The following is a 7,824-nucleotide window of genomic DNA, read 5'->3' as shown; positions in this document are numbered from 1 at the left end:
AGCAACAACCAGGATCGCGCCGTCCATCTGCGCAGCACCGGTGATCATGTTTTTAACATAGTCGGCGTGGCCTGGGCAGTCTACGTGTGCGTAGTGGCGAGTCGGGGTGTCATATTCAACGTGAGAGGTGTTGATGGTGATACCACGAGCTTTTTCTTCTGGCGCGTTATCGATCTGGTCGAATGCACGAGCAGAACCACCGTAGGTTTTAGCCAGAACGGTAGTGATTGCAGCGGTCAGGGTAGTTTTACCATGGTCAACGTGGCCGATAGTACCAACGTTGACGTGCGGTTTTGTACGTTCAAATTTTTCTTTAGACACGGCTATATTCCTTACTATAGTGCTCTCCCCGCTGGAGAGAGCACGGGACTTAGGTTTTAATCCTGTGGATTACTTACCACGGGCTTCAATAACGGCCTGAGCAACGTTGTTAGGCGCATCATCATACTTCAGGAATTCCATGGTGTATGATGCACGACCTTTGGTCAGAGAACGCAGCTGAGTTGCATATCCGAACATTTCAGACAGCGGAACTTCAGCGTGGATCTTAACGCCAGTTACTTCGGATTCCTGACCACGCAGCATACCGCGACGACGGCTCAAGTCACCGATAACGTCACCGGTGTTCTCTTCAGGAGTTTCTACTTCAACCTTCATGATTGGCTCAAGCAGAACTGGTTTTGCTTTCTTAAAGCCTTCTTTAAAGGCAATAGACGCAGCCAGTTTAAACGCCAGTTCAGAGGAGTCAACGTCGTGGTAAGAACCGAAGTGCAGACGGATACCCATGTCAACAACCGGATAGCCAGCCAGAGGGCCCGCTTTCAGCTGTTCCTGGATGCCTTTATCAACGGCTGGGATGTATTCGCCAGGAATTACACCACCTTTGATGTCGTTGATGAACTCGTAACCTTTCGGGTTAGAGCCCGGCTCCAGTGGGTACATGTCGATCACAACGTGACCGTACTGACCGCGACCACCAGACTGCTTAGCGTGTTTACCTTCAACATCGGTAACTTTCGCGCGAATCGCTTCGCGGTAAGCAACCTGAGGTTTACCCACGTTCGCTTCAACGTTGAATTCACGCTTCATACGGTCAACGATGATGTCCAGGTGCAGTTCACCCATACCAGCGATGATGGTCTGGTTAGATTCTTCATCAGTCCATACGCGGAATGATGGGTCTTCTTTCGCCAGACGGCCCAGAGCCAGACCCATTTTTTCCTGGTCAGCTTTGGTTTTTGGTTCAACCGCGATGGAGATTACCGGCTCAGGGAATTCCATACGCTCCAGAATGATCGGGTGATCCGGGTCACACAGGGTGTCACCAGTGGTCACGTCTTTCAGACCGATAGCTGCAGCGATGTCGCCCGCACGAACTTCTTTGATCTCTTCACGTTTGTTAGCGTGCATCTGTACGATACGGCCAAAACGTTCACGCGCCGCTTTCACGGAGTTCAGGATGGTGTCACCGGAGTTAACCACACCAGAGTAAACGCGGAAGAAGGTCAGGTTACCCACGAATGGGTCGGTAGCAATTTTGAACGCCAGTGCAGAGAACGGCTCGTCATCACTTGCGTGACGCTCAGCCGGAGTATCTTTACCGTCGTCCAGGATGCCGTTGATCGCAGGAACGTCAACCGGGGATGGCAGGTAGTCAACTACCGCATCCAGCATCGCCTGAACACCTTTGTTCTTGAACGCAGAACCACAGGTTACCAGGATGATTTCGTTGTTCAGAACGCGCTGACGCAGAGCTTTTTTGATCTCTTCTTCAGACAGTTCTTCACCACCCAGGTATTTCTCCATCAGCTCTTCAGAAGCTTCAGCAGCGGATTCGATCAGGTTCTGGTGCCATTCGTCAGCCAGGTCCTGCATCTCAGCCGGGATATCTTCGTATTCGAAGGTAACGCCCTGGTCTGCATCGTTCCAGTTGATGGCTTTCATTTTCACCAGGTCGATAACGCCGGTGAAGCCTTCTTCAGCACCAATTGCCAGCTGCAGCGGAACAGGGTTCGCGCCCAGACGGGTTTTGATCTGGCCAACAACTTTCAGGAAGTTAGCACCCATACGGTCCATTTTGTTAACGAACGCGATGCGTGGAACTTTATATTTGTTCGCCTGACGCCATACGGTTTCAGACTGTGGCTGAACACCACCAACTGCGCAATAAACCATTACCGCGCCGTCAAGAACACGCATGGAACGTTCTACTTCGATGGTGAAGTCAACGTGGCCCGGGGTGTCGATGATGTTTACGCGATGCGGTTCGTACTGCTTAGCCATACCTGACCAGAATGCAGTAGTCGCTGCGGAGGTGATGGTAATACCACGCTCCTGCTCCTGTTCCATCCAGTCCATGGTGGCTGCGCCGTCATGAACTTCACCGATTTTATGGTTTACACCGGTGTAGAACAGAATACGTTCGGTAGTAGTGGTCTTACCGGCGTCGATGTGCGCACTGATACCGATGTTACGGTAGCGTGCGATGGGTGTTGTACGAGCCATTTGATTCCTCGTTTGTTTCTTTAGGCGTTCAGTTAAGTTACCCAGAGCGGGCGGCTTCTCTGAAGCGCCCGCCTGGTGACTAATACTCCGAAGGGATTACCAACGGTAGTGTGCGAACGCCTTGTTGGCTTCTGCCATACGGTGAACGTCTTCACGTTTCTTAACTGCAGTACCTTTGTTTTCTGCAGCATCAGAAAGTTCGTTCGCCAGACGCAGAGCCATGGATTTATCACCGCGTTTACGAGCAGCTTCAACGATCCAACGCATTGCCAGGGCATTACGACGAACCGGACGAACTTCAACTGGAACCTGATAAGTAGAACCACCAACGCGGCGGGACTTAACTTCTACAGTTGGGCGAACGTTGTCGAGAGCGACTTCGAAAGCTTCCAGTTCATTTTTACCAGAACGCTGAGCCAGGGTCTCCAGCGCGCTGTATACGATTGCTTCTGCAGTAGATTTTTTACCATCTACCATCAGGATATTTACAAATTTTGCCAGCAGTTCTGATCCGAACTTCGGATCTGGAAGAATTTTACGCTGACCAATGACGCGACGACGTGGCATGGGAATACTCCGTTGTTAATTCAGGATTGTCCAAAACTCTACGAGTTTAGTTTGACATTAAGATAAATCAGTTTGGCCTTACTTAACGGAGAACCATTAAGCCTTAGGACGCTTCACGCCGTACTTGGAGCGAGCCTGCTTACGGTCTTTAACACCTGAGCAGTCCAGCGCACCACGAACGGTGTGGTAACGAACACCCGGAAGGTCTTTAACACGACCGCCACGGATCAGGATCACGGAGTGCTCCTGCAGGTTGTGACCTTCACCACCGATGTAGGAAGTCACTTCGAAACCGTTAGTCAAACGCACACGGCATACTTTACGCAGCGCGGAGTTTGGTTTTTTAGGAGTGGTGGTATATACACGAGTACATACGCCACGTTTCTGCGGGCAGGCTTCCAGCGCAGGCACGTTGCTTTTTGCAACTTTGCGTGCACGTGGTTTGCGTACCAGCTGGTTAACTGTTGCCATTAAATAGCTCCTGGTTTTAGCTTTTGCTTCGTAAACACGTAATAAAACGACCTCATACAATATGAGGACGCGAAATTTTAGGGCTACGTCGAAAAGGTGTCAAGAAATATACAGCGATCTCAAATCACCAGTTCATTTGACTGGCGTGCGTCACAGTAAGATTGACGAAATCAGTATAGCCAACCACGTCAATTTTGGCTGAAATTTGACCAGAAAGACCCCGCGCATCCAGATCGTCCTTCAGCGCAGAGACAGTTATGGGGGCATTCGTGAGAATTTCAACGAAACGGCCGCCTTCAAGCGCCGCGAGCACGCCATCCTGAATCAGCAGCAGATCGTCACCTTCGCGCAGCATGCTCAACAGCGTGTCGATATCACATTGCCATGGTGAATGGCTGAGAATATGGAGCATGGAAGCCTCAGAAAGTCAGAATGGTGTCGTAGTGGGATAGTTGTTCACGCAGTGCTGCGGCAGGTAAGGTCGTCACATCCAGCACAAAAGGCGTCTTATCGCTTAAACCGCGGGCCGTTAAAGAGTCGGCACAGACATAGCAGCTTTCAATATCGTAAAGCGGCAGCACTTTGAAGGTGGCGATGTAGTCGCGCGCCAGAATGGCCTGCGGCTGTTGGCCCGCCAGAAGCTGAAGCACGCCGTCCCCCAGAAAGAAGACGCCGATATCTTCTGTTAATGCCGATGTCGCGAGCAGCGCATCCAGTCCTTCGCGGCCAGAGGCACTGCCGTGCGGCGCAGAAGTAAAAATAAATGCCACACGCTTCATCAGAATTGCACCACTCTGTCGCAGGTTAACGCCGCCTGAGCCAATGCGCCCAGACCACTCAATGAAAAACCAGGCTGCAGGTTAGCGCCCGATACCCTCAGGCGTTCGGCTTCGGCTGCATCCGTCACGCCGCGACGCAGTGCCGCCGCCACGCAGATATGCAGCTCTACGCCCTGCTTTTCATTTAACGCCTGCCAGGCGCGGACCAGGTCAAACTCGTCGCTCGCCGGCGACGTAAACTGGTTCGCGTTATACACCCCTTCCCGATAGAAAAAGACGCTCGCCAGTTCGTGTCCGGCCGCCAGCAGCGCATGCGCAAACTGCAGCGCGCTGCTGGCCTGCTGAGTTCCATACGCCGGGCCCGTCACCATTAGCGCAAAACGCATTACTTATCCTGCCCCACGAAATCGCCGCTTTTGAACTGACGGATGTAGAGGTAAACCGTATGCTTGGAGATGTTCAGACGATCGGCCACCTGGTTGATGGCATCTTTAATGTCGAAAATCCCTTTCTCGTAGAGATTAAGTACGATCTGGCGATTCTTGGCGTTGTTCGATACGTTGCGGTCGGCATTGACCTCTTCAATGGTGAACTCAAGCGTCTGCGTGACGAGATCTTCAACGGAGGAGGCAAAGTTAACAGAAGAGCCAACGTCTGGCGTTTCTGGTGGAATAAAGGTGCTCATGATCTGCGAGAATGGCACATCAAGGTTCATGTTGATGCACAGCAGTCCAATCACACGATGCTCGCGGTTTCGAATCGCGATGGTTTCTGATTTCATCAGCACGCCGCTTTTGGCGCGGGTGAAATAACATTTTGAGACGCTGCTGTCCGCGCCGGTCATGTCATGCAACATACGCAATGCAAGGTCGGTAATTGGCGAACCAATTTTACGGCCGGTATGCTCACCATTAGCAATGCGGATGGCGGAACACTTCAGATCTTGCAGGGAGTGCAATACGATTTCGCAGTGGGAACCAATGAGCATCGCTAACCCGTCCACTACCGCTTCATAGGATTTCAGAATATCGAAGTCGGTCTGGTCAAAAGGACGTTGATCCAGCAAATCAAGTTCACTGGTTTCGTTGGTTAAAAGCGACCTGGACATGAAAAAAACACTCCTTTTCAGGAGCCTGTCGTTAGGTTTTCAGGGCAGGCTCATTATCTACACGGACAACTAAATTAATACAGCGTGCCTAACGCTTTCCAGTGTTAATTATATCTGCCCCACAATAAAAAAACCGCCGCCTTAAAAGGCGGCGGTTTGCATCACATTACTTCTTAGCGTCTGTCGCAGCTTTCTGATCTGCCTGCGCTTCCGGTTTCGCATCCGCTTTCGGCGCTGGTTTGATGTCCAGCAGCTCTACGTCGAAGACCAGCGTGGAGTTAGCCGGGATACCCGGAACGCCAGTTTTGCCATAGGCCAGATCCGGTGGGATAACCAGCTTGATTTTGCCGCCTTTCTTGATGTTTTTCAGGCCTTCAGTCCAGCCAGGGATTACACCGTCAAGACGGAAGGAAAGAGGTTCACCACGGGTGTAAGAGTTGTCGAACTCTTTACCGTCGATCAGCGTACCTTTGTAGTTCACTACAACAGTGTCGCTGTCTTTAGGCGCATCACCGGTACCTTCTTTCTCAACTTTGTACACCAGGCCAGTAGAGGAGGTTTTCACACCCTTCTCTTTAGCAAAGGTATCGCGGTAGGCTTTGCCTTTCGCTTCGTTGTCTTTAGCGTCCGCTTCCATCTTGGTCTGAGCGGCACCCTTCACGCGCGCTTCGAACGCCTGCAGAGTCTGTTCGATTTCCTGGTCAGAAAGTTTGCTCTTATCAGCAAAGGCGTCCTGAACACCCGCGATCAGCTGGGCTTTATCCAGTTTGATGCCCAATTTCTCTTGTTCTTTCAGAGAGTTTTCCATGTAGCGGCCCAGAGATGCGCCCAGTGCGTAGGCGGATTTCTGGTCGTCATTTTTGAACGCCGCTTTGCTGTCTGCAGTGGCAGCAGGCTTCGCAGCAGTATCAGCAGCGAATGACAGCGGCGCGTTCAGTGCAACAGCCATCGTCGTCGCCAGCAGCGTTACTTTAAACAGTGATTTCATCCATATCTCCAGGGCCTGGGGACTCTCACCCCAGCGTTAAACGTAAATGAGTGACGTACTATAAAACGTTGCGGAAGAAATCTACAGACAGACACTTCCAATTCTCGCCACTTTTCAGACTATTTTTGTTTAAATAAGTTTCTTGCCAACGGGATAGAGACTGCACTTCAGGATAAACTCAGTTAAACTGCGCCGCCGCTGGGCCAATATGGCGTATCAGATATAAACGAGGTGAATGATGAAGGACACAACGATAGAAGCGAGAATGGCTGAGCTGGAAAGCCGCCTGGCTTTTCAGGACATCACCATCGAAGAGCTTAACCAGACCGTGACCGCGCACGAACTCGAAATGGCGAAACTGCGGGATCATATGCGCCTGCTGACGGAAAAACTGAAGGCGACGCAGCCGTCAAACATTGCCTCACAGTCAGAAGAGACGCCACCACCTCATTATTGAGGCGTAAAAAAGCGGGATTATCCCGCTTTTTTATTTTCCGCATGACGGAATTAGTGGCAACCGCAGCCGCCGTTGCCGCAACCACCTTTACCGTGGCCGTGGTCATGACCATGGTCGTGGCCGTGACCACCGCAGCAGCCGTCGTGGCCGTGATCGTGATCGTGGTCGTGACCGTGCGCACCGTGAACGTGGCCATGAGCCAGCTCTTCTTCGGTCGCTTCGCGGATCGCAACAACTTCTACGTTGAACTTCAGGTTCTGGCCAGCCAGCATGTGGTTGCCGTCAACCACAACGTGGTCGTCTTCAACTTCAGTGATTTCAACAGGAACCGGACCCTGGTCAGTTTCAGCCAGGAAGCGCATGCCAACCTGCAGCTCGTCAACGCCCATGAATACGTCTTTAGGAACACGCTGAACCAGGTTGTCGTCATACTGACCGTAAGCGTCGTTCGCGCCTACAGCAACGTCGAATTTATCGCCAACTTCATGACCTTCCAGCGCAGTTTCCAGGCCGGAAATCAGGGAACCGTGACCATGCAGGTAGTCCAGCGGCGCACTCACCGGAGACTCATCAACCAACACACCGTCTTCTGTACGTACCTGATAGGCCAGGCTGACCACCAGGTCTTTTGCTACTTTCATGATATCTCCTGAGCGTGGGAAAATTGCTGGCGCAGATTGTAGCGGAAATCTGCACCCGTGTACCCTTAAGCTTAAAAAAACTCAGAGCATATCGCTAGTCTGGATGAAAAATGCCGATCACTTGCTCTTCTTTGCGAACGTGATCGCGTGCTTCTTTGTCGGCCTCACGCATCTGGTGACCGCACTTAACACACTCAACTATATCAATATTATTTTCGCGCCACATGGCCAGCGTATCTTGAGCCTGGCAAGACGGGCACTTTGCACCCGCGATAAAGCGTTTACGTACAGCCATCTTTCGTTACCCT

At 51.6% G+C, this 7,824-nt stretch carries 12 protein-coding genes; 1 reads left to right on the top strand and 11 read right to left on the bottom strand.

Annotation, left to right across the window (positions count from 1 at the left end):
• The 9 genes from UTO39_RS17455 to fkpA form a co-directional block, all read right to left on the bottom strand.
• The coding region (locus UTO39_RS17455) for a GTP-binding protein (protein WP_040176433.1) at positions 1-321 on the bottom strand (321 nt) is incomplete at its 3' end.
• 69 nt (positions 322-390) lie between these two features.
• Positions 391-2,505, bottom strand: coding sequence for an elongation factor G (gene fusA, locus UTO39_RS17450; RefSeq protein WP_028014637.1), 2,115 nt, complete (start codon positions 2,503-2,505; stop codon positions 391-393).
• Positions 2,506-2,601: 96 nt separating this feature from the next.
• Complete coding sequence (gene rpsG / locus UTO39_RS17445; RefSeq protein ID WP_003861706.1) at positions 2,602-3,072, bottom strand: 30S ribosomal protein S7; 471 nt, start codon at positions 3,070-3,072, stop codon at positions 2,602-2,604.
• A gap of 96 nt (positions 3,073-3,168) precedes the next feature.
• Complete coding sequence (gene rpsL, locus UTO39_RS17440; RefSeq protein ID WP_000246815.1) at positions 3,169-3,543, bottom strand: 30S ribosomal protein S12; 375 nt, start codon at positions 3,541-3,543, stop codon at positions 3,169-3,171.
• 124 nt (positions 3,544-3,667) lie between these two features.
• Positions 3,668-3,955, bottom strand: coding sequence for a sulfurtransferase complex subunit TusB (gene tusB, locus UTO39_RS17435; protein WP_041911943.1), 288 nt, complete (start codon positions 3,953-3,955; stop codon positions 3,668-3,670).
• A 7-nt stretch (positions 3,956-3,962) separates the two neighbouring features.
• Positions 3,963-4,322, bottom strand: a complete 360-nt coding sequence (gene tusC, locus UTO39_RS17430; RefSeq protein WP_253543368.1) for a sulfurtransferase complex subunit TusC — start codon at positions 4,320-4,322, stop codon at positions 3,963-3,965.
• Positions 4,322-4,708 carry a sulfurtransferase complex subunit TusD gene (gene tusD, locus UTO39_RS17425; protein WP_320727669.1) on the bottom strand — a complete coding sequence of 129 codons (387 nt, stop codon included), beginning with the start codon at positions 4,706-4,708 and terminating at the stop codon, positions 4,322-4,324. The genes tusC and tusD overlap by 1 nt, the downstream gene beginning before the upstream one ends.
• Positions 4,708-5,430, bottom strand: coding sequence for a transcriptional regulator (locus UTO39_RS17420; RefSeq protein ID WP_014885489.1), 723 nt, complete (start codon positions 5,428-5,430; stop codon positions 4,708-4,710). The genes tusD and UTO39_RS17420 overlap by 1 nt, the downstream gene beginning before the upstream one ends.
• Positions 5,431-5,596: 166 nt before the next feature.
• Positions 5,597-6,418, bottom strand: a complete 822-nt coding sequence (fkpA, locus tag UTO39_RS17415; RefSeq protein ID WP_023331457.1) for an FKBP-type peptidyl-prolyl cis-trans isomerase — start codon at positions 6,416-6,418, stop codon at positions 5,597-5,599.
• A gap of 238 nt (positions 6,419-6,656) precedes the next feature.
• Between fkpA and UTO39_RS17410 the strand changes: the two genes are divergently transcribed.
• Complete coding sequence (locus tag UTO39_RS17410) at positions 6,657-6,875, top strand: protein SlyX (protein ID WP_008503009.1); 219 nt, start codon at positions 6,657-6,659, stop codon at positions 6,873-6,875.
• Positions 6,876-6,925: 50 nt separating this feature from the next.
• Here the strand turns inward: UTO39_RS17410 and slyD are convergent, their stop codons facing one another.
• A complete protein-coding gene (slyD, locus tag UTO39_RS17405; protein ID WP_003861691.1) occupies positions 6,926-7,516 on the bottom strand; it encodes a peptidylprolyl isomerase in 591 nt (196 codons plus the stop codon).
• Between the two features lie 94 nt (positions 7,517-7,610).
• Complete coding sequence (locus UTO39_RS17400) at positions 7,611-7,811, bottom strand: YheV family putative zinc ribbon protein (RefSeq protein ID WP_003861689.1); 201 nt, start codon at positions 7,809-7,811, stop codon at positions 7,611-7,613.
• Between the last annotated feature and the right edge of the window lie 13 nt (positions 7,812-7,824).

It is taken from the genome of Enterobacter sp. 118C5, from assembly GCF_034107645.1.
GTDB classification, from domain to species: Bacteria; Pseudomonadota; Gammaproteobacteria; order Enterobacterales; family Enterobacteriaceae; genus Enterobacter; species Enterobacter nematophilus.
Note: the sequence above shows the minus strand (reverse complement) of the source record. Positions and strands in the feature narration are given on the sequence as shown.

Bases quoted from the DNA above. Each gene is read 5' to 3' on its own strand.
- fusA (WP_028014637.1), bottom strand. From the start codon at position 2,505: ATGGCTCGTACAACACCCATCGCACGCTACCGTAACATCGGTATCAGT.
- rpsG (WP_003861706.1), bottom strand. From the start codon at position 3,072: ATGCCACGTCGTCGCGTCATTGGTCAGCGTAAAATTCTTCCAGATCCG.
- rpsL (WP_000246815.1), bottom strand. From the start codon at position 3,543: ATGGCAACAGTTAACCAGCTGGTACGCAAACCACGTGCACGCAAAGTT.
- tusB (WP_041911943.1), bottom strand. From the start codon at position 3,955: ATGCTCCATATTCTCAGCCATTCACCATGGCAATGTGATATCGACACG.
- tusC (WP_253543368.1), bottom strand. From the start codon at position 4,322: ATGAAGCGTGTGGCATTTATTTTTACTTCTGCGCCGCACGGCAGTGCC.
- tusD (WP_320727669.1), bottom strand. From the start codon at position 4,708: ATGCGTTTTGCGCTAATGGTGACGGGCCCGGCGTATGGAACTCAGCAG.
- UTO39_RS17420 (WP_014885489.1), bottom strand. From the start codon at position 5,430: ATGTCCAGGTCGCTTTTAACCAACGAAACCAGTGAACTTGATTTGCTG.
- fkpA (WP_023331457.1), bottom strand. From the start codon at position 6,418: ATGAAATCACTGTTTAAAGTAACGCTGCTGGCGACGACGATGGCTGTT.
- UTO39_RS17410 (WP_008503009.1), top strand. From the start codon at position 6,657: ATGAAGGACACAACGATAGAAGCGAGAATGGCTGAGCTGGAAAGCCGC.
- slyD (WP_003861691.1), bottom strand. From the start codon at position 7,516: ATGAAAGTAGCAAAAGACCTGGTGGTCAGCCTGGCCTATCAGGTACGT.
- UTO39_RS17400 (WP_003861689.1), bottom strand. From the start codon at position 7,811: ATGGCTGTACGTAAACGCTTTATCGCGGGTGCAAAGTGCCCGTCTTGC.